This is a genomic window from Gilliamella sp. Imp1-1 (assembly GCF_001690415.1).
In the GTDB taxonomy this organism is placed as follows: Bacteria; Pseudomonadota; Gammaproteobacteria; order Enterobacterales; family Orbaceae; genus Gilliamella; species Gilliamella bombi.
The window spans coordinates 22371-41988 of the sequence record NZ_LZHK01000124.1; the positions used below are offsets into that span (position 1 = coordinate 22371).

The 19618-nt window shown below is 34.7% G+C and carries 18 protein-coding genes and 1 pseudogene; 9 read left to right on the forward strand and 10 right to left on the reverse strand.

Translation table 11 applies throughout. The features are described from left to right. The first annotated feature begins 11 nt into the window (after nucleotides 1-11). Nucleotides 12-455, forward strand: coding sequence for a DUF1176 domain-containing protein (locus A9G38_RS12965; protein ID WP_442902868.1), 444 nt, complete (start codon nucleotides 12-14; stop codon nucleotides 453-455). A gap of 143 nt (nucleotides 456-598) precedes the next feature. On the opposite strand, the gene pgeF is transcribed toward A9G38_RS12965, so the two are convergent. Then, the gene (pgeF, locus tag A9G38_RS10150) at nucleotides 599-1369 is read right to left on the reverse strand and encodes a peptidoglycan editing factor PgeF (protein ID WP_034911320.1); all 771 of its coding nucleotides are present in this window, start codon (nucleotides 1367-1369) and stop codon (nucleotides 599-601) included. A 5-nt stretch (nucleotides 1370-1374) separates the two neighbouring features. Continuing rightward, nucleotides 1375-2349, reverse strand: coding sequence for a 23S rRNA pseudouridine(1911/1915/1917) synthase RluD (gene rluD / locus A9G38_RS10155; RefSeq protein ID WP_034911317.1), 975 nt, complete (start codon nucleotides 2347-2349; stop codon nucleotides 1375-1377). A 92-nt stretch (nucleotides 2350-2441) separates the two neighbouring features. Here rluD and bamD point away from each other — a divergent pair. The 6 genes and pseudogenes from bamD to infA form a co-directional block, all read left to right on the forward strand. Next, a pseudogene (bamD, locus tag A9G38_RS10160) lies at nucleotides 2442-3164 on the forward strand (outer membrane protein assembly factor BamD); the annotation flags it as partial. A 341-nt stretch (nucleotides 3165-3505) separates the two neighbouring features. Next, complete coding sequence (gene leuS / locus A9G38_RS10165; RefSeq protein WP_034911316.1) at nucleotides 3506-6088, forward strand: leucine--tRNA ligase; 2583 nt, start codon at nucleotides 3506-3508, stop codon at nucleotides 6086-6088. A 35-nt stretch (nucleotides 6089-6123) separates the two neighbouring features. Further along, on the forward strand, nucleotides 6124-6618 hold the full coding sequence (gene lptE, locus A9G38_RS10170) for an LPS assembly lipoprotein LptE (protein WP_051634196.1): 495 nt from the start codon (nucleotides 6124-6126) through the stop codon (nucleotides 6616-6618). Nucleotides 6619-6625: 7 nt separating this feature from the next. Next, a complete protein-coding gene (gene holA / locus A9G38_RS10175) occupies nucleotides 6626-7630 on the forward strand; it encodes a DNA polymerase III subunit delta (protein ID WP_034911313.1) in 1005 nt (334 codons plus the stop codon). After that, a complete protein-coding gene (gene nadD / locus A9G38_RS10180) occupies nucleotides 7624-8277 on the forward strand; it encodes a nicotinate-nucleotide adenylyltransferase (protein ID WP_034911312.1) in 654 nt (217 codons plus the stop codon). Before holA ends, nadD begins: the two co-directional genes overlap by 7 nt. Nucleotides 8278-8500: 223 nt before the next feature. Beyond that, nucleotides 8501-8719, forward strand: coding sequence for a translation initiation factor IF-1 (infA, locus tag A9G38_RS10185; RefSeq protein ID WP_034911311.1), 219 nt, complete (start codon nucleotides 8501-8503; stop codon nucleotides 8717-8719). A gap of 104 nt (nucleotides 8720-8823) precedes the next feature. On the opposite strand, the gene A9G38_RS10190 is transcribed toward infA, so the two are convergent. Continuing rightward, complete coding sequence (locus A9G38_RS10190) at nucleotides 8824-10278, reverse strand: amino acid permease (protein ID WP_034911310.1); 1455 nt, start codon at nucleotides 10276-10278, stop codon at nucleotides 8824-8826. 203 nt (nucleotides 10279-10481) lie between these two features. Next, on the reverse strand, nucleotides 10482-10748 hold the full coding sequence (locus A9G38_RS10195) for a YkgJ family cysteine cluster protein (protein ID WP_034911309.1): 267 nt from the start codon (nucleotides 10746-10748) through the stop codon (nucleotides 10482-10484). 117 nt (nucleotides 10749-10865) lie between these two features. Between A9G38_RS10195 and yeiP the strand changes: the two genes are divergently transcribed. Both yeiP and ttcA read left to right on the forward strand, forming a co-directional pair. Then, entirely contained in the window at nucleotides 10866-11438 is a 573-nt protein-coding gene (yeiP, locus tag A9G38_RS10200) for an elongation factor P-like protein YeiP (protein ID WP_034911308.1), read from the forward strand. A gap of 14 nt (nucleotides 11439-11452) precedes the next feature. Further along, complete coding sequence (gene ttcA / locus A9G38_RS10205; RefSeq protein ID WP_034911307.1) at nucleotides 11453-12349, forward strand: tRNA 2-thiocytidine(32) synthetase TtcA; 897 nt, start codon at nucleotides 11453-11455, stop codon at nucleotides 12347-12349. 128 nt (nucleotides 12350-12477) lie between these two features. Here ttcA and glnE read toward each other — a convergent pair whose 3' ends face one another. The 6 genes from glnE to A9G38_RS10235 form a co-directional block, all read right to left on the reverse strand. After that, entirely contained in the window at nucleotides 12478-15321 is a 2844-nt protein-coding gene (gene glnE / locus A9G38_RS10210) for a bifunctional [glutamate--ammonia ligase]-adenylyl-L-tyrosine phosphorylase/[glutamate--ammonia-ligase] adenylyltransferase (protein ID WP_034911306.1), read from the reverse strand. Between the two features lie 394 nt (nucleotides 15322-15715). Continuing rightward, entirely contained in the window at nucleotides 15716-16759 is a 1044-nt protein-coding gene (locus A9G38_RS10215; RefSeq protein ID WP_034911303.1) for a hypothetical protein, read from the reverse strand. 19 nt (nucleotides 16760-16778) lie between these two features. Continuing rightward, complete coding sequence (locus tag A9G38_RS10220) at nucleotides 16779-17723, reverse strand: CYTH domain-containing protein (RefSeq protein WP_051634195.1); 945 nt, start codon at nucleotides 17721-17723, stop codon at nucleotides 16779-16781. Nucleotides 17724-17812: 89 nt separating this feature from the next. Then, nucleotides 17813-18220, reverse strand: coding sequence for a ClpXP protease specificity-enhancing factor (locus A9G38_RS10225; RefSeq protein WP_051634194.1), 408 nt, complete (start codon nucleotides 18218-18220; stop codon nucleotides 17813-17815). Between the two features lie 49 nt (nucleotides 18221-18269). Beyond that, nucleotides 18270-18902 (reverse strand): glutathione S-transferase N-terminal domain-containing protein, encoded by a 633-nt coding sequence (locus A9G38_RS10230; RefSeq protein WP_034911300.1) that lies wholly within the window; start codon nucleotides 18900-18902, stop codon nucleotides 18270-18272. 382 nt (nucleotides 18903-19284) lie between these two features. Continuing rightward, on the reverse strand, nucleotides 19285-19618 hold a 334-nt coding region (locus A9G38_RS10235), incomplete at its 5' end, for an IS3 family transposase (RefSeq protein ID WP_065623264.1).

Here is a 19618-nt window from a genome sequence, read left to right on the forward strand (position 1 = left end):
CCAATGAAGTAATTAAAATATTCCCTCAATTCAAAAAATGCTATATACATGAAGCTAAATGTGATGCTTATGATTTAGAAGATCCTTATTATGATGAAACACAAGGATATGATAAAAGATTTCGATTAATTAAATTAGATAATAACCACGATTTACTTGAAACTTGGTGTTGGTTTAGCGCTTATAACTCAGGTAACGCCTATTGGATAATTTCTAACACTGCTAAACCAAGTAATAAAAATATAAAATTTATAAATAATGAGGGTAATACATACAAAAATGGAACAATATCCAGTATAGCTAAGCTAAGAGGTGAGGGAGATTGTTTAGAAAAATCTAGTTGGACTTGGAATGGACATAAATTTATGCTTTCCTCTAATATAAGTACAGGTGAATGCTTAGGTTTTGACGGTGGGGCTTGGCAATTACCTTCTTTTGTTAGCGAAATAAAGTAATAATTGAACAATAGAAAACCTTCAGATCTTATGGCGGTTTAAATGTTATAATTTTGTATATTAACATTTACCGCAGATCTTTATACTATGAATATTTTACAAAACAGCTAAAAATTGAAAGTTTTTAGCTTAAAAAAACTATTTTATTCAAACCAGATCATTGATGCCATTCTACCAGTTCTATTTTCACGTCGATAAGAGAAGAATTCATCTTGTTCAGTATAAGTACAATAATCACCACCAAAAATTTGCGTTACTCCTACTGCTTGTAAACGTTGTTTGGCAATTAGATATAGGTCTGCTAGGTATTTTTGTTCAGTTGGGTTGATCAATTTAAACGCTTCTTGTGCTTTTGGATCGACTTTTTCAAATTGTTGTTTGACTTCAATACCTACCTCAAATTTTTTGACACTAATGGCTGGTCCCATCCAAGCAATGATGTTTGATGGTGAGCTTGAAAATTTTTTGATTGTTTCTTCTAATATACCATTACATAATCCTCGCCAACCGGCATGGGCAGCTGCAACTTCGTCACCTTTTGTTGTACAAAAAAGTACAGGCATGCAATCTGCGGTTAACACCACACTAACTTGCTTAGGTTGATTGGTATATGATCCATCAGCTTCAAAAGTTTGATAAGAATCGATGTTACCTGTTGGAGGCTGTAAAGCAATTTGTGATATATCAAGCACTGTTGTGCTGTGAGTTTGCGTTAACCAATACGGTTCGCTTGGTATTTGTTCGGCTTGAATAATTCTTCGGCGGTTTTCAGCAATATGTTCTGAATTATCACCAGTTCGATTTCCCATATTTAAACTTGCAAATGGCGCTAAACTAACGCCACCAGTCCGTGTTGAAGTAAAGGCATGAATTTTTTTTGGGGCTGTCCAATATGGGTAAATCGATTTAATCATATTTATCACCAATCTAGTTCATCTTTATGCTGTTCGGTATCTTCTTGTAAAGCTTGTATTAAATTTTGCATATCTTCAGGAATAGGAGCATGCCATTCCATTTGTTCACCTGTTATAGGATGATATAATCGCAACATGGTAGCGTGTAATGCTTGGCGATTAAAATCGCGTAAAGTTTGAATAAAAGATTCACTAGCCCCCTTAGGCGGCCTTGGTCTTCCACCGTAGAGTGGGTCACCAATTAGTGGGTGAGCAATATGTGCCATGTGCACTCGGATTTGGTGAGTTCGCCCTGTTTCTAAACGCAATCGCAAACGTGTATGTAGGCGATATTTTTCCATCACTCTATAATGGGTAACCGCTGGTTTACCCGTTGGGAATACAGCCATATGTGTACGTTTGGTTGGATGACGGGTGATAGGCTGATCAACGGTTCCTCCTGCGGTAATAATCCCCATGACCACAGCTTCATATTCGCGTGTAATTTCGCGTAGTTGAAGTGATTCGACCAAATGTGTTTGTGCCATAATAGTTTTAGCTACAACCATTAGCCCTGTTGTATCTTTATCTAGACGATGCACAATACCTGCGCGGGGTACGCGTGCTATCTCAGGATAATAATGCAATAAGGCATTTAATACCGTACCATCAGGATTACCTGCTCCAGGATGCACAACTAAATCACGAGGTTTATTAATCACCAAAATGTCATCATCCTCGTAAACAATATCAAGCTTTATATCTTCTGGTTGATGATAAGTTTCTTGTTCAATTTCAGCATTAATAGTTATTATTTCGCCACCGAGCACTTTTTCTTTTGGTTTATTAACGATAACATCGTTGACAGTGACTTTATTATTAATAATCCAATCTTTTATTCTTGAGCGTGAATAATCAGTAAAAAGCTCGGATAATGCTTGATCTAAACGCATTCCTAGTTGACTTTGTTCGATTTTAGTTGATAATTTTAACTCATGCATGTGTAATTTATCTATTTTAAGCTGTTATGTTTTAGAGTATTATATACTAATCATCGCCTTTAATGTTTAATTATATTTGGATCAAAAACTGAATGAAATTGCGTTTACACTCTTTGCTAGCTATCGCTTTAAGTGGCATGCTAATTGGCTGTACTTCTTCCAAGCCCGATGTTGAAAATGTACCCGAGATTGAACTACATAACAAAGCGAAGTCTGAGCTTGAAAATGGTAATATTAAATCCAGTATTACTATATTAGAGTCCTTGGACAAAAATTATCCTTTTGGTCCTTATTCTCAACAAGTTCAACTTGATTTGATTTACGCTTACTATAAATCAGCTGACTTACCGTTAGCAATTGCGTCAATTGACCGTTTTTTGAAATTGAATCCAACGCATCCAAATATTGATTGGGTTATTTATATGCGTGGCATTTCAAATATGGCACAAGACGACAATATGATCCAAGGTTGGTTTAATGTTGATCGTTCAGATCGCGATCCCGATTATGCTTCAGCTGCATTTAAGGACTTTTCTTATCTACTATCTAGTTTTCCAAACAGTCAATATGCAGCCGATGCGCAAAAACGCCTTGTATTTTTGAAAAATAGATTGGCTCGCTATCAGTTAAAAGTCGCACAATTCTATACAAAACGCGGTGCTTATGTAGCTGTGATTAATCGCGTGACTGAAATGTTAATTATGTTCCCAGATACCGATTCAACTAAAGAAGCATTGCTTTTAATGCGTAATGCTTATAATGAATTAGGCTTAGCTGATGAAACCCAAAAACTTGATCAACTGATTCAAGCAAATCTTAAAAACATTCCTAAAGAAGAACAACGATCATTTTTATCACGTTTTACTAGCGTTTTTAATGGCGGTTAGACTGTTTTATAATTAAGATACCTATCTTTAATTGCTATTTAATCACACTTAAATAGCAATTAATTTAACTTGTTGTACTCCTTTCACCTTAACCTATTAAAGCTTTGTTATTTATTAAATATCAGTAATAAGATATGCTCAATAACTTAGAATTTATCATAACAAGAAATCAATATCTTACTTCATATATCGTTTGTAAAACGAATCAATAACCAATACAATTAGCAGCATATTTTTATTAGTAATAATAGATAGGACATTAACTCGTCATGCAAGAACAATATCGCCCAGATGAAATAGAAGCCATAGTACAAAAACATTGGCAAGAAAATAAAACCTTTCACGCTACTGAAGACTCGTCAAAAGAAAAATATTACTGCTTATCGATGCTACCTTACCCTTCTGGGCGTTTGCATCTTGGTCATGTTCGTAACTACACCATTGGTGATACCATTTCACGTTACCAACGTTTAAATGGTAAAAATGTACTACAGCCAATCGGTTGGGATGCGTTTGGTTTGCCTGCTGAAGGTGCTGCAATTAAAAACAATACTGCACCTGCAAAATGGACCTATGAAAATATTGCTTATATGAAAAAGCAATTACAACTTTTAGGATTTGGTTATGATTGGGATCGTGAAATTACTACTTGTCGTCCTGAATATTATAAATGGGAACAATGGTTTTTTACTAAGTTATACGAAAAAGGCTTAGTTTATAAAAAAACATCGGCAGTTAACTGGTGCCCAAATGATCAGACCGTACTTGCTAATGAGCAAGTGGTTGAAGGTTGTTGTTGGCGTTGTAGTACCCCTGTTGAGCGCAAAGAAATTCCACAATGGTTTATTAAAATTACCGAATATGCCGAAGAACTACTTAATGATTTGGATACGCTTGAAAGCTGGCCAGAGCAAGTTAAAACCATGCAACGTAACTGGATTGGTCGTTCTGAAGGGGTTGAGTTTGATTTTGCTGTTGAAAATTATTCTGATAAATTACGCGTTTATACAACTCGTCCTGATACATTAATGGGCGTTAGCTTTGTCTCTATCGCCGCAGAGCACCCTCTTGCACAATTAGCAGCTCAAAACGATCCTAAAATTGCTGAATTTATTGCTGAATGCAAAAATACCAAAACAGCCGAAGCTGATATGGCAACCATGGAAAAGAAAGGTATTGCCACAGGCTTTTATGCTATTCATCCTTTAACAGGTAAAAAAGTCCCTGTTTGGATTGCTAATTTTGTGTTAATTGAATATGGTACAGGTGCAGTAATGGCTGTACCAAGTCACGATGAACGCGATTATGAATTTGCTTCTAAATATCACTTACCAATCAATCCTGTTATTTTAACTCAAGACGGTAACGCACCAGATCTTTCTGAAAAAGCATATACTGAGCATGGCAAGTTATTTAATTCAGGCGAATTTGATGGTCTTGATTTTGATCAAGCATTTAATGCTGTTGCTGATAAGTTAATTGCATTAGGTATTGGTAAACGTAAAGTTAATTACCGTTTACGTGATTGGGGTGTTTCGCGTCAACGTTATTGGGGTGCACCAATCCCAATGGTGACGCTTGAAGATGGTACAACCATACCAACACCAGAAGACCAATTACCCGTTATTTTACCTGAAAATGTTGAAATGAATGGTATTACCAGTCCAATTAAGGCAGATTCTAACTGGGCTAAAACAACCGTTAACGGTCAACCTGCACTACGTGAAACCGATACGTTTGATACCTTTATGGAATCTTCTTGGTATTATGCTCGTTACACTTGTCCAAACTACGACAAAGGTATGTTAGACGAAAAGGCGGCAAATTACTGGTTACCTGTTGATCAGTATGTTGGTGGTATTGAACATGCCATTATGCATTTACTTTATTTTAGATTTTTCCATAAATTAATGCGTGATTTTGGTTTGGTATCGTCAGATGAGCCAGCAAAACGCCTACTTTGCCAAGGTATGGTATTAGCTGATGCATTTTATTATACTAGCCCAACAAATGAACGTATTTGGGTTTCGCCAACTGAAGTCACTATTGAACGTGATGATAAGGGCCGCATTGCTAAAGCTGTCGATAGTCATGGCAATGAGCTAGTTCATGCTGGTATGACAAAAATGTCAAAATCAAAAAATAATGGCATCGATCCACAAGAGATGGTTGAAAAATATGGTGCTGATACCGTTCGATTGTTTATGATGTTTGCTTCGCCTGCTGATATGACTCTAGAATGGCAAGAATCTGGCGTTGAGGGTGCAAACCGATTTATTAAACGTGTATGGCGTTTAGTTTATGAACATACCCAAAAAGGTGTAGCAGCAAAACTAGACGTTACAGCTCTAGATAGTGAACAAAAATCATTGCGTCGTGAATTACATAAAACCATAGCGAAAGTGAGTGATGATATTGGCCGCCGCCAAACATTTAATACGGCTATTGCCGCTGTGATGGAATTTATGAATCGCTTACAAAAAGCACCACAAGAAACTGGGCAAGATCGCGCTCTAATGAATGAAGCTTTAAATGCGATTGTTCGACTACTTTACCCTATGATGCCTCACGCTTGTTTTGTTATGTGGCAAGCTTTAGGTAACAACGAATCGATTGATAATACAACTTGGCCTGTTGCAGATCAATCGGCAATGGTTGAGGACGAAAAACTCATTGTTGTACAAATCAATGGCAAAGTCCGCGGTAAATTTATTGTACCTGCCGATGCCGATCAAGATTTTGTTGTATCACAAGCAAAACAAGAGCCTAACATCCAAAAATATTTGAATGATGTTGCTATCCGTAAAGTGATTTATGTACCGGGTAAATTATTAAATCTTGTTGTTGGTTAATATTGTTTGATAACTAAATTTAGGCGGTTATTGATATGAAAAAATATTTAGCATTAATTATGTTATTAACAATATCCTTAACAGGATGTGGATTTCACTTGCAACATGAGACAGAAGTACCAGAAAGTTTTAAAACGATGTCTTACATAAGTTATGACCCTTATGGCCGGTTGTCTCGCAATATTAAAGAGTTATTACACGATAATGATGTGACAATAACGAATAATAATGCTTCAGGTCAGGTACCATTGTTAAAAATGGTAAGTGAAAACCTAAGTCGCAATACCATCTCGATTTATCAAGATGGTAAAGCTGCGGAATATCAATTAGTGCTAACGATTGAAGCACAAGTTGTTATTACTGGTCAACAGACTTATCCAATAAGCGTACGCGTGTTTAGAACGTTTTTTGATAATCCTGCTGAAGCTTTGGCTAAGACGGTTGAACAAGACTTGATTGAAAACGAAATGTTTAAACAAGCGGCTAAACAAGTCATCCGTAAATTAAAATCGATTCATGCAGTAAATTAACATTGACATGATTAAAATTAGCGCCGATCAAATTAACCATAAAGTGGGGGCACCCTATTATTTAATTTTAGGTAGTGATCCCTATTTACAGCATTATGTGCAAACTGAGTTACGCAAGGCCTTTTTACAAGAAGGATTTGACGAGCAACTTACTTTTGTAATTGATAATCAAACTGATTGGACAGCAATTTATGATAGCTGTCAGGCTATGAATCTATTTTCTGCAAATACTCTGATTTTTCTTGATTTTGGTGAGGGTTCATTAAACGCAGCTATCACTACCAAACTCAATACACTAAGTGAGGTTTTAACCCCTGGTATTGCGCTGGTTATTACACTTAACAAAATTACGAAATCGCAAGAAAACGCTACTTGGTATAAAGCTTTATCTGATAAATTGGTGGTTGTCAATTGCACTACACCCGATACTTTACAGTTACCACAATGGATTAAAAATCATTTGCAACAACAACAAATGACCATTGAACCAAAGGCAATTGAACTGCTTTGCTATTATTATGAAGGCAATTTACTAGCATTAACACAAATTATTGCACAACTTAAGTTGTTGTATCCTAATCAGAGCATTTCTTATGATGAAGTCGAAAATAATATAAATGATTCGGCAATATTTACACCATATCATTGGATTGATGCGATGATTGCCAATAAAACAAAGCGAGCCATTCATATTTTACAACAATTAAAAATAAATGAATTTGAGCCGTTAATTTTATTGCGGATTGTTCAACGTGAATTGATATTGATGATCAATTTAAAAAAAGGATTGCAACAAAAATCATTAAAACAAGTTTTCGATGAATATAAGGTTTGGCAAAATAAAAGAACGATATATACCAGTTATCTCAACCGTTGCGATATTAATGACCTATTTAATTTGTTAGCCAAATTGACAGAGATCGAAATCAGTTTAAAGCATGATAACCAAGCACGAATATGGGACGCAATATTTAATTTATCGATGCAATTTATGGGATTAGATAAATGTTAACTGCATTATTAGGAGGAACTTTTGATCCGATCCATTATGGACACCTTCGCCCTGCTATTTCGTTAGCAAATGAAGTCGGATTAAAGCAAATTAGTTTATTGCCTAATCATATCCCTCCTCATAAACCACAACCCGAAGCGAGTACTGAACAACGCTTGGCAATGTTAAAATTGGCTATCGAAGGTTTACCATTATTTGCGTTGAATGTAAGAGAGATCTTACCTGAAACTTCAACACGTCCTTCTTATACTATCGAAACTCTTCAAGCCTGGCGACAAGAAAATGGGAATAGTGAAGGATTGGCATTTATTATGGGACAAGATTCATTATTGAGTTTACCGACTTGGAATAAATGGAAAACGTTGCTTGATTATTGCCATTTACTAATTTGCCGTAGACCAGGTTATGCCCAAAAAACTGATAACATTGAGTTACAACAATGGATTGATGTGCATTATACCACAAACGTTAAAGATCTACACAATTCACCACATGGTTATATCTTTTTTGCACATACGCCACTTGAAGATATTTCAGCTACTGAAATCAGACAAAATATTAACAACCAAGTCAGCTGTGAAAATTTGTTACCGCCCAAAGTGTGGCATTACATTCATCAGCAAGGACTTTATACTGCAAAGAAATAGTAGAAAGGGCTTTACATCTGACAGTTTTTTCGGCATTATTTCGCCGCTGTGTTTATTTATTTTAAACTCAGCTTTTTGTGTTTATACTTAACTTTACTTTGTCATCGAATAAAACACCTTCTAGGTGACATAAAAGCGCAATGCTATATCTTTGCACTATGGTGCTTAGACGAGAAAAGTTAGTTGAGTATATTTAATTTGTACTTATTATTAAGAGGCCCCAATGGCAAAAGAAGATAACATTGAAATGCAAGGAACTATACTTGATACTCTTCCAAATACGATGTTTCGTGTTGAACTTGAAAATGGTCATATCGTTACTGCACATATTTCTGGTAAGATGCGAAAGAACTATATTCGTATTTTAACTGGTGATAAAGTTACTGTTGAAATGACACCTTACGATCTATCTAAAGCACGCATCATCTTCCGAAGTCGCTAATATCGTTATCAGAATAAACTTTTATAGCTATATAACTGTTTATTTTTCTCTTTTGTAATAAAAAAACCGTCGACAAAAGTCGACGGAGAAGTGAGATATTCAAACTAACTAGTGAGCGAATCATCTTTAGAAAAGTTCATTTGATCGTATTTAACCCATTTTGTTTTTTTAACTATTTTATAGCCAAAGTAAATCATTAAAAATAATGGTAAACCGATATAGGTTGCAATTACACTATTCCAATCAATAGAATCTTGTAGGAAGGCTTCGTAATTCTGGCCAAGTGTTATAATTAAACATAATACGAAAGCAAAAACAGGGCCAAATGGGAAGCAGCTTGATTTATATGGTAATTGATTAACATCATGACCTTGCATAAGGTAACCCTTTCTAAAACGATAATGACTAATTGCAATTCCTAACCAAGCAATAAAACCGGTCATACCAGACATATTGAGCAACCACAAATAAACAACCTGATCTTTATACATCGACGTTAAGAAGCAAAGCATGGCCACAAACGTCGTTGCTAATAACGCTGCACGGGGTACACCTGATGATGATAATTTTGCAAAGATTTTAGGTGCTTTACCTTCTTTAGCAAGAGCATAAAGCATACGGGTCGAAGCATAAAGTCCTGAGTTACCCGCAGATAAAACTGAAGTCAGTATAACTGCATTCATTAATGCCGCAGCTGATAATAATCCTGCATGTTCAAATACTAGGGTAAATGGACTAACACTTATATCGGTTTCATCATTACGTAGTAAATTAGGATCAGTATAAGGAATAATTAAACTGATGACTAAAATCGCAAAGATATAAAATAACAGTATTCGCCAAAAGACTTGTCGCATTGCTTTAGGAATATTTTTTTCTGGATCTTTTGATTCACCAGCTGCAATTCCAATTAATTCGGTACCTTGAAATGAAAATCCAACTACCATTGCTACACCAATCATTGATGAAAATCCACCTGCAAAAGGCGCTTCTTTGATGGTCCAATTTTGCCAGCCCGCACCTTCTGCACCATGGAAAATACCAATAATCATTAATAAACCAACAATAATAAAAACAATAACGGTGACGACTTTAATTAATGAAAACCAAAATTCAGCTTCACCAAAACCTTTAACTGAAATATAGTTTAAACAAAAGATGATACTTAAAAACAATAAACTCCATAACCAGCTATAAGAACCGGCATCAAACCAATAAGAAATAACTAGCTGAGCGGCAACTAGGTCAACCGCAACCGTAATTGCCCAGTTATACCAATAGTTCCAGCCAATGGCAAAACCAAACGCTTCATCTACATAACGTGAACCATAAGTTGCAAAGGTGCCTGAAACAGGTAAATATGCAGCAAGTTCCCCTAAGCTAGTCATTAAAAAGTACACCATTACACCTATAATGGCATACGAAAGCAAAGCTCCACCGGGACCTGCCTGAGCAACAGTTGCTCCTGAGGCAACAAATAGCCCAGTGCCAATTGAACCACCAATGGCGATCATGGCTAAGTGACGCGCCTTCAAATCTCGTTTTAATTTGTTTTTCATATCAATATTCTTCTTTGTTAAGGAGAGTAAATCTTATGGAGCATAACTTTTTATACTCCACATTATTTAACAGCCAAGTAGGCAGCTAAAAATTTATATTAATCATTACAGATAAATAAAATGAGTGAAAGTGTATCAAAAAAAAATGATGGCGGGATAAATAATTCTAATAATCGAACTGTTTTGTTAACTATATACAATAATTAACCTTTAGTTAGCTGTTCTAATTGAGTTAAATAATTCAATGCTTGCGAACGGTTATTACCACACATTTTGATACAAGGTTTTAATCGACCACAAACTGTCGGTCTTGATGGGTGAAAAAACAATTTACATTGATAATTGTTATCTAAATGAATACAAGCAATACCAGCTGGTTTGCCCTTAGGCATATCAGGGATAGCTGATGAAATTGAAGGAGCAATACAACAGGCACCACAGTTTTTTCGACATTGGAGTGAATCTGTCATGGTATTTCCTTTATTTTAAGTTTATTTAATAAATTTTGATGGTGACAATAGCAAGTTGGCGGTAAAATAGCGAGCTAATTTTTTAACCTTTTTTATTAATCATGAAGAATATATATTATGGCTAAAGCAAATGAAATAAAACGTGGTGACGCGGTCACCTATAATGGTAAATTATTACTTGTTAAAGATATTGATGTTCAAAGTCCAAGTGCACGCGGTGCCAGTACACTTTATAAAATGCGTTTTACCGATGTAAAAAATGGTGGGAAAGTTGAGGAACGCTTTAAAGGTGATGATATCCTCGAAACAATTGAACTATCCCGTCGACCTGTTAGTTTTTCGTATATTGATGGTGATGAATATGTGTTCATGGATAATGAAGATTTTACCCCTTATATTTTCAAAAAAGAACAAATTGAAGATGAATTATTGTTTATCCCTGAAGGCGGTATGAATGGTATTCAAGTGCTAATGGCTGATGGTGAAGTTCTTGCCTTGGAATTGCCACAGACTGTTGAACTTGATATTGTTGAAACCTCGCCAAGCATTAAAGGCGCTTCAGCAAGTGCACGAACCAAGCCTGCCACCTTATCAACAGGGCTTGTTATTCAGGTTCCTGAATATATTGATAACCACGAAAAAGTCAAAATTCATATTGCTGAACGTCGTTACATGAGCCGTGCCGAATAACAAATAAAATTGTGATGAATACATATAATCAAAATAAACTACATAAACGATTGCGTCGCTTAACTAGCGAGGCAATCGCTGACTTTAATATGATCGAAGAAGGTGATCGTATTATGGTTTGCTTATCAGGTGGTAAAGATAGTTATACTTTACTCGATATTCTTATCAACTTAAAAATCAGTGCACCAGTACATTTTGATCTAATAGCGGTTAACTTAGATCAAAAACAACCAGGATTTCCTGAACATGTATTGCCTGAATATTTAAATTCGTTAGGCATTGAATATAAAATCGTGCAAGAAAACACCTACGGTATTGTCAAGGATAAAATCCCTGAAGGTAAGACAACTTGCTCGCTTTGTTCACGGCTACGTCGTGGCATTTTATATCGCACAGCAACAGAACTTGGTGCAACAAAAATTGCCCTTGGCCATCATCGAGATGATATTTTAGAAACACTATTTTTAAATATGTTTTATGGTGGCAAACTCAAAGCAATGCCGCCAAAGCTAATGAATGATTCAGGTGAACATATCATTATCCGACCACTAGCTTATTGCAAAGAAAAAGATATCGCCAAATACGCTGAAATTAAACAATTTCCGATTATTCCTTGTAATCTTTGTGGCTCACAACCCAACTTACAAAGGCAAGTAATTAAAGAAATGCTCAATGAATGGGATAAAAAGTTCCCCGGACGCATTGAAACCATGTTCCGAGCAACACAAAACATCACCCTATCCCATCTGTGTGATACCAATTTGTTTGATTTTAAAGGGATTAAAAAAGGTGATCTTGCTGTTAATGGTGGCGATATTGCTTTTGACCGCGAAGATATGGCAACAACCATCGGCTTTGATGCTTCAGAACTTGAAAAACAAGATATGATTTTATGGAAGGAAGCAAAATAGTGGCTTAATATACATATACTTTAACTTTTTTCATCAATGCCATTAATGTGGCATTGATTTTTACATTTCCTAGAAATTTTAAATCCACAATAAAGTTAAACCAAACATTAAAATAAAAAGCCAATTTATTATGTTAACCATTTTAGCCAGCATTGGTTGACTATTTGTTTTTCTTGCACAAATTGCGAACTATTAACCGTGCTAGATTGTAATTGCAATGCTAATCTATGAATTTTGTTGCGCATATCGATATAGGCTTGTGTTAGCTGCTCTGCTTCTTGGCTATCCATTATTTGATAATTTGTCGCAAGTTCTAAAATCCGAACATTATCGCTCCACTTTGTCATTTTAGGATATTTATTAGCATAATTAAGCACAAGATATTGCGATATAAACTCAATATCTCCTATTCCTCCTTCATCAATTTTTAAGTTAAATAAATTGTTTTGAGTGCTACCTAGATGTACTCTCATTTTTTCACGCATTTCACGCACTTCTTTTTTTAATACAACTTCATCACGCTTTTTACAAAGTACATTATGACGAATTTGGTTAAAACGTTTTATTAATTCACCTTCTCCATATATAGCTCTTGCTCTGACTAATGCTTGATGCTCCCAAGTCCAAGCTTCATTCATTTGGTAATCTTCGAACGAATCTAAACTACAAGCAAGCAATCCTGCATCACCCTGAGGGCGAAGCCTTACATCAACTTCATATAAAATCCCAAAACTAGTACGAACATTAAATAGATGAATAATTCGCTGAACTAAACGCAAATAGAATTGACGACTATCTATCTGCTTATTGCCGTTAGTTATACTATTAACTGGACAATCATGTAAAAAAACCAAATCGAGATCCGAACCATAACCCAGTTCCCAACCGCCTAATTTACCATAGCCAATTACCACCAAGCCTTTATGATTATCAGCCAAATGCTCAGGCTTGCCATAGCGAGTAATCATTTGATTCCAAGCCATTTGTATGACAAAATCTAATAATGATTCAGCCACATAAGTTAGGTGATCACTGACCTTCATGGTAGTTAATACATGCTCAACATCGCAAGCAGCTATATGCAACAATTGCATCTGTTTAAATTGACGTAAAGCTTCAAGTTGTTGTTCTTCGTCATCAACTTCAATACGCAATAAATATTGATAAAGCTGGCTTTTATATTCATTTGGAGCAACAGTCTGATAAAGCGAATTGATATCAATAAGCTCATCTAATAATATAGGGTAATGAGCCAGCTGATCGCTAATCATTGGTGAAGCACTACATAAGCGAATCAATTGCTTCAAAGCAGTTGGATATTCAAGTAACAGTTCTAAATAAGTGGTACGACTAACAATATTAACAAGTAACGGCAAAATCCTTGATAGCACCATTGTTGCTTGCTTTTCGCTACAGACAGCTTCTAACAAACGTGGCATTAACTGATCGAGGATTTCACGCCCCCGTACGCCAATGGTACGTTTACCTATATTATCACGAAATTGCACTAGCATTTGGTAGATCTGCGTAACTTCTGTTTCTGAATAGGTAGGTAATATTGCACTAACATCGCTTATTTGAAGATCAGGCACCCAAAGATCGTCAAATTGATCGTTATAAGGCTTAGTCGTTGAGGTAGCTTCTGATTCGTTTTCGCCAATAAGTTCATTAAAAATTTGGCGGTTATGTTGCATCCGCACTAATAACGCTTGTTCAAAATCATGCCAATGATTAAAGCCCATGCTTGTCGCTAAACGAGCTTGATCCAGTGCATTATCTGGCAAGGTTTGGGTCTGTTCGTCAGCAGTAGCTTGTAGAAGATTTTCACAACGGCGTAAAAATAGGTAATTTTCTCGTAATAACGATACTTCATTCGATGCAAGTAGCGATTCTTGTTCAATCACATCAAGCGCATTTAATAGCGAACGAGTTTGCAACCCCACTACTCTTCCACCACGAATAAGCTGAAAAACTTGTACAATAAACTCTATTTCACGAATCCCACCAGCACCAAGCTTAATGTTATTTTTTAAACCACGACGACGCACTTCACGTTCAATCATGCTTTTCATATTACGCAATGATTGTAAAACACTAAAATCAATATAGCGACGATAAACAAATGGTTTTAACATTTGATAAAGCTCACTGACATAAGGAGATTGTTGATCACCAAGCACTTTAGCTTTAACCATTGCATAACGTTCCCAATCGCGCCCTTGTTCTTGATAGTAATCTTCCATAGCAGAAAAACTCAGCACCAAAGGTCCACCATCACCAAGTGGCCGCAAGCGCATATCAACGCGATAAACAAATCCATCTTCTGTAATTTGGTCTAACGCTTTGATCAAACGTTGTCCCAAACGTGTAAAGAATACAGCATTATCTAACTCTTTCCGCCCTCCTTGTGTTTGTCCATGTTCAGGATAGGTAAAAATCAAATCAATATCGGACGAAAAATTAAGTTCTCCACCACCTAATTTTCCCATACCTAAAATCAGCAGTGGCTGAGTCTGACCTTGAGCATTGTAAGGTGTCCCCCACTCTTTGCAACTAAGCTCATAAAGCAAATTACGTGCTGTAACAATTATCACCTCAGCTAGTTCACTTAATTGTAATAAGATCTGCTCGTCATTACTGATATGAACTAGTTGAGACCATGCTAACCGGACTAAAATATAACGACGAAATTGCCTTAAAATCTTCATGAATTCAGTTTCATCTGAAACTGCTATTAATTTTTCATTTAACCAAGTTTGGTAATACTGTCTTTCGTCTGGTTGTGGTGGATTTTGGCTGATTTCTGTTAGCCAGTTAGGAAATCGATAAAATGCATCTACCAAAAAATTACTTTGCACTAAAATATCTAGATTAGCTTGTATTTCGTTTGATTGACATTGTTTAAGTTGAGAGGCAACTTTTTGCTTTTGTTGTTCAAGCAAAGAAGAAACTGGAAGGTTAAATTCTGACATAAGCAAGCTCTCTTAGAAATTTCTTCACAAAATAATATTAGCAAAATAAGAATATATTATAAGTAACTTTTGTAAGTTATATAGTATTTTATATACAAAATAAAAACGTGTCGAAAATAATGAGATGATGTTTTAATTGAGTATTGTTTTTAGGAATGATTCATAAAGAATATACAACTTCTTTAAACCTTTTATTTTATATTGCCATAGGTGCAAAGTCTTTTTGGAGAAAAAGACCTTTACTGGAGCTATATATAACCATATATCCTAATAAAAACCGTCATTATATTGTTGTATAAATAAAAACATATCATACCGAAAAAAGTAAAAATTTCAGGCAACAATTCTTACAATTAATGTAAAAATGTTACCACTAAACTAATTTGTACAAATTCTATTCTGACTTTGACTCAACAAAACTGGATAAATTAACTTTTTTCCCAAAAAATGCTTTTGCTGTTTTACTAACAACTACCGAACCTATTACACATAGAGTAAGAAGAAATAATATAATATCTGTTATAACAATAGCCATTATTTCGCTGTCTGTTAATGAGTCTGCAACCTCATCAAACCATTTCAGACAATATATATTGAAAAATAAAACAATTATTGCTGTCAGCGATGTTAACACAAAAGCAATGACAGAACTTGAAATTAATGACTTCACCTGTAAATTATCATAAACAGTTTTAAATTGTTTTCGCAAAACAAAATAACCAATCGTATTTACAATCAGTAAAAAAACTGAATAAAAAATAATAGTTCTAATGTGGTATTCAAGGGGGCCTATAGAATCCAGAGGATCTTTAGGAACAAAAAAGAAATTTAAACAAAATAAAGCAATAGATAAATAATAGAAATTAAATAATAGAATAAATAAAGATAAATGAGTTTTTTGACTATTGTCCGAGGATAATACAATCATATCTGGCTCTGTTACAAAAACTGTTCGCAGTAGCTTTATCCCTAAACAAATCACCATTATTATCCAAATATAACAAGCTAATCTAAATACGCCTATATAGAGACTTTCTATATAAGGAAAATAATATGGCGGTATAGCAGAATATAAAAATCCAAGAACCTGTCGCTCAAATATCACCTGATAACCATTGATGCCTATTATTATAAAAATAACAATTAAGAACACACAAAGCAAATTCTTTTTATTGGCCCGATAGACAGAATTCTTGTACAAAATTATGGCTGAAGTAATAAAAATTAAAACTAGATTTGCTAGCTGATTAAAAGTATTAGGTAAAACAATATAAATAATTAATGATAAAAAAGAATCGGCCCAAATATATGGGTTAACCTTTGCATAGCTAAAAACCATATTGTCAACAAGGAATTCTCGTCCAACTAAAAAAGTGCTATCTAGCACCCCATAAAACAGCAGGAATAAGAACGGTAATTTAAAAAAGGAGAGCTTCATTATTTTACTTTTTATCCTATTAATTAATAGTCAGATTTGCGATCAACATAAGCTTGAACTTTGTATTAATCTCACTAAAAGCAAATTCTTTTACAGAGTTAATAGTCAATAATGCCATTTGCCATTGAGCAAATTCAGGCTCAAAAGAAAGATTTTTATCTATTAGAATATAATTTATTTGGTTTAGCGTTTGTTGATATAATGCTAAATCATTAACTTCTAATGCATATTCTTCATTTTGTTGCCAAAATTTTAACAGGTTTGCTAGATCTTGATGGGCTTGAAGATCAAATTGACAAGTTTTAAGTGATGCATTTTTCAGTAAGCAATAGCCCCTAGCAGCTTTACTTTGTGAAAAAAGATGCAAATGGAAGCGGCTTAACTCAAGAGCAAAATTAAACAGGTCTTGTTTATTACCTTGTTTAAGTTCTAATTCGACTTCTTGAATGATTTTAACTTTTTTGTTTGATTTAATTTCCCCTAGGTCTAGTGCCACCTCAATTTCGCTACTCGCAAAAAAAATTAGCCAAGTTTGCCTTTTGAAATCGGTACTGAACAATGGTAATAAATCTCGTTGTAACCGCTCAATATCGCAATTATAGGGTAATGCCATATGTGGTAATACAGCTAAATTGGGTTCTGAATTGGGTAAGTCAACATTAAATTCAGCACGCTCATGTAAACCAGCCACAGACTTGCTATCTCGCTTTAAGGTGATTTCAAACTCTTTTTGGTGATCACTTTCATATCCCCTTACTCGCAATCCACACTGATTATTACGTAGGTAGTAATCGCTTGTGTCATAATAGGTACTAGTCAAATTGAGTTTTGTAGAACTGCGTTTTGCTGGTGATATCGTTGAAAATTCAACTTGGTCGCTATCAGCCCATTGATCTAGAAAATATCTTAAATTAGCAATATCACTAGTATTAATTTCAAACTTTAATTCGATTTCGTTACTCATTCATCTATTTTTCACTATTTTTAACATTATCAACGATAAATCTACTGCATACATCATAGTGAATCACCGTTAATTAACAATATTACAAATTATTTTACAACACGAAATGGATTAGGTTTTGATTTAGATTGTTCAGGTTGTGAGGACAAAGATTCATTCTGTATGCTATATTGTGGTTCATCTTCAAATCCCATACCCACACCATTTTCACGAGCATAAATTGCCTCAATCGCCGCCATTGGTACCACAATATGTTGTGGTATACCAGAAAAGCGAGCATTAAATTCAATTTGTTCATTAGTAGCCAAATATTGGCCAACTGATTGTGGGGCAATATTTAGTACAATTTGATTGTTTTGGATAAATTCCTGCGGTACTAACACCCCATATACAGAAGTATTAACAACAATGTAAGGTGTTAAATCATTATCCAAAATCCAGTCATAAAAAGCCCTAAATAGATAAGGGCGACGTGGCGTCATTTGTTCAAGTTCCATCAAGGCTACCTTGTCTAAAATTATCGTAAATAAAGATAAATTTAATTGTTTATGATCTTATTTTTTTTTCTGCTTCAGTTAATGAATTAATAAAAGCAGGACGTTCAAAAATCCTCGCCATATAGGCTAAATAATTCTTTTCAGCCACTTTTGGTAATTCAATATCAAGCAATGGCAAACGCCAAAGTAACGGAGCAAAATAACAATCACATAATGTAAAATCATCACTCATAAAATAATCTTTTTCTTTAAACATAACCGAAATCGAAACAAGATCATCAAGAAGATTTTTTCGTGCTGTTTTAGCCTCCTCACTATAAGGGTCAGCAATAATTGTTTTGTATTCACTATACCACTCTTTTTTAATACGATACATTGTTAATCGTGAATTAGCACGAACGATAGGATAAACAGGCATTAATGGTGGGTGTGGAAAGCGTTCATCCAAATATTCTAACGCAATATGCGGTTCATATAACGTAAGATCACGATCAATTAGAGTTGGAATTGAGCCATAAGGATTAAGATCCAATAATTCTTGTGGTAAATTATCCGCCGTTACAAACTCTATTTCCGCAGTTACCCCTTTTTCTGCCAAAACAAAACGAATCTGATGCCCGTAAATATCTGTTGTATCACAAAATAATGTCATTACAGAACGTTTATTAACAGCAACAACCATATCCACTCCAAATTTATAAAATTAAAATAAGTCTAGTTGCCGTCTATTCTAACAAATTGGATAACAAAATTGTTAAAAAAAATAAATTTTCTTTAATTCTTTTCCTCAAGCCCTAATTTTGACAAGCAGTTTCATAAAACATGTGCTTAAGTATAGGATTTATTAAATTAGTTAACCTAATAATATTAAATAATATTTATTTCCTAAATAATCTTAATTCTTAAAAATATTTAACCTAGGTAGTTTAGCTTTTTAATTAACCAAATCAGCATAAAAAAACCCAGCATTCGCTGGGTTTTGAAACAAAATTGTAACGTTTTTGTAATATTGCTAGTCGGGTAGCAGTGGTATGTCCACACTTTTTAGTACCAAAAAGATAAGGTCATCGATTTCTTTTGTATTCAATCGGCGACTGGTAATTTAATGTTGAATGAAGTCGATTATAATTAAACCAATCCACATAGTGATTAAATTCCAATTTAAGTTGCGCCAGTGAATCAAAAATAGTATTTGACACAAATTCTGTTTTCACTGCTTTGAATGTGCTTTCTGCAATTGCGTTATCATAGGGGCAGCCTTTGCGACTTAAAGACCGTTTAATTCCAAATGCTGTTAAACATTCATCAATCAAATGATTATCAAACTCTTTTCCTCTATCAGAATGAAACAACTCAATCGTCTGTAAGTTCATTGGAATTTGACTCATAGCTTGCATG

Bases quoted from the DNA above. Each gene is read 5' to 3' on its own strand.
- A9G38_RS10220 (WP_051634195.1), bottom strand. From the start codon at position 17,723: ATGAGTAACGAAATCGAATTAAAGTTTGAAATTAATACTAGTGATATT.
- rluD (WP_034911317.1), bottom strand. From the start codon at position 2,349: ATGCATGAGTTAAAATTATCAACTAAAATCGAACAAAGTCAACTAGGA.
- A9G38_RS10225 (WP_051634194.1), bottom strand. From the start codon at position 18,220: ATGGAACTTGAACAAATGACGCCACGTCGCCCTTATCTATTTAGGGCT.
- A9G38_RS10195 (WP_034911309.1), bottom strand. From the start codon at position 10,748: ATGACAGATTCACTCCAATGTCGAAAAAACTGTGGTGCCTGTTGTATT.
- lptE (WP_051634196.1), top strand. From the start codon at position 6,124: ATGAAAAAATATTTAGCATTAATTATGTTATTAACAATATCCTTAACA.
- glnE (WP_034911306.1), bottom strand. From the start codon at position 15,321: ATGTCAGAATTTAACCTTCCAGTTTCTTCTTTGCTTGAACAACAAAAG.
- leuS (WP_034911316.1), top strand. From the start codon at position 3,506: ATGCAAGAACAATATCGCCCAGATGAAATAGAAGCCATAGTACAAAAA.
- yeiP (WP_034911308.1), top strand. From the start codon at position 10,866: ATGGCTAAAGCAAATGAAATAAAACGTGGTGACGCGGTCACCTATAAT.
- nadD (WP_034911312.1), top strand. From the start codon at position 7,624: ATGTTAACTGCATTATTAGGAGGAACTTTTGATCCGATCCATTATGGA.
- pgeF (WP_034911320.1), bottom strand. From the start codon at position 1,369: ATGATTAAATCGATTTACCCATATTGGACAGCCCCAAAAAAAATTCAT.
- A9G38_RS10230 (WP_034911300.1), bottom strand. From the start codon at position 18,902: ATGGTTGTTGCTGTTAATAAACGTTCTGTAATGACATTATTTTGTGAT.
- holA (WP_034911313.1), top strand. From the start codon at position 6,626: ATGATTAAAATTAGCGCCGATCAAATTAACCATAAAGTGGGGGCACCC.
- infA (WP_034911311.1), top strand. From the start codon at position 8,501: ATGGCAAAAGAAGATAACATTGAAATGCAAGGAACTATACTTGATACT.
- A9G38_RS10190 (WP_034911310.1), bottom strand. From the start codon at position 10,278: ATGAAAAACAAATTAAAACGAGATTTGAAGGCGCGTCACTTAGCCATG.
- ttcA (WP_034911307.1), top strand. From the start codon at position 11,453: ATGAATACATATAATCAAAATAAACTACATAAACGATTGCGTCGCTTA.
- A9G38_RS10215 (WP_034911303.1), bottom strand. From the start codon at position 16,759: ATGAAGCTCTCCTTTTTTAAATTACCGTTCTTATTCCTGCTGTTTTAT.